At 66.0% G+C, this 849-nt stretch carries 1 protein-coding gene; it reads right to left on the bottom strand.

Going from position 1 to position 849, the window contains the following annotated elements; all coding sequences use genetic code 11:
• Window positions 1-23: 23 nt before the first annotated feature.
• The coding region (locus CEX88_RS25775) for an HNH endonuclease signature motif containing protein (RefSeq protein ID WP_141209862.1) at window positions 24-849 on the bottom strand (826 nt) is incomplete at its 5' end.

Raw genomic sequence — 849 nt, 5'->3', positions numbered from 1 at the left:
TTCTCTGTGTATGCACTCTACGCTTAGTGCACTGTCTTTTTTTTTTTACTGCTACCGCGACCAGCCAGCACTACACCTACGCCTTCGTCGGCAGCGTCAGATTTGTATAAGCGACAAGATCCGGGGTGCAGCGGTTCGCCTTCGCGGGTGGTGACGTGTAGTTGGTGGGCGGGTCCGGTGATGGTGATTTCGCCTCTGTGGTGCAGCCGGTGATGATACGGGCAGACCAGGATCAGGTTGTCCAGTTCGGTGGGCCCGCCGTCTTCCCAGTGCACAAGGTGATGAGCGTGCAGTCCGCGGGTGGCCCCGCAGCCGGGCACCCGGCAGGTGCGGTCGCGGTGCTCGAGGGCGCGGCGTAGCCGTCGGCTGATCACCCGTGTGGTGCGCCCGGCCCCGATGGGTTGGCCGTTTCGTTCGAGCCAGACTTCACAGCCGGTGTCACACAACAACAACTGCCGGTCAGCTTCGGAGAGCACCGGGCCCAGATGCGGCCAGGCGGCGGACTTGTCGAGGTCGAGGTGCACGATCACCGTGGTGTGCTGGCCGTGGGGGCGCCGGGTGGCTTCGGTGTCCCAGCCGGTGCCCACCAGGCGCAGGAACGCATCACCGAGGCTGGGAAACGGCGGTTGGCGCCGCAGATCACCGAGCCGCTCGCGGCGTTCGTGGGTGTCGCCGTCGGTGTCGGGGCCGTGGTCGCTGATGTGTTCGTTGATCAGCGCGTCGCGGTGTGATTGCAGGGCGGCGTCGAACTTGGCGGCCTCCAACGCGGGCAAGGTGATGCGGTAGGTGGTGGACTGCTCGCCGACGGTTTTGCTCAGCGACGGTTCGGGGGCGGGTGCGGGGCGTTCG

Origin of the sequence: Mycobacterium neumannii, from assembly GCF_002245615.1 — a bacterium.
GTDB classification, from domain to species: Bacteria; Actinomycetota; Actinomycetes; order Mycobacteriales; family Mycobacteriaceae; genus Mycobacterium; species Mycobacterium neumannii_A.
The sequence above is the reverse complement of the archived record's forward strand: the minus strand, read 5'-3'. Positions and strand labels throughout refer to the sequence as shown.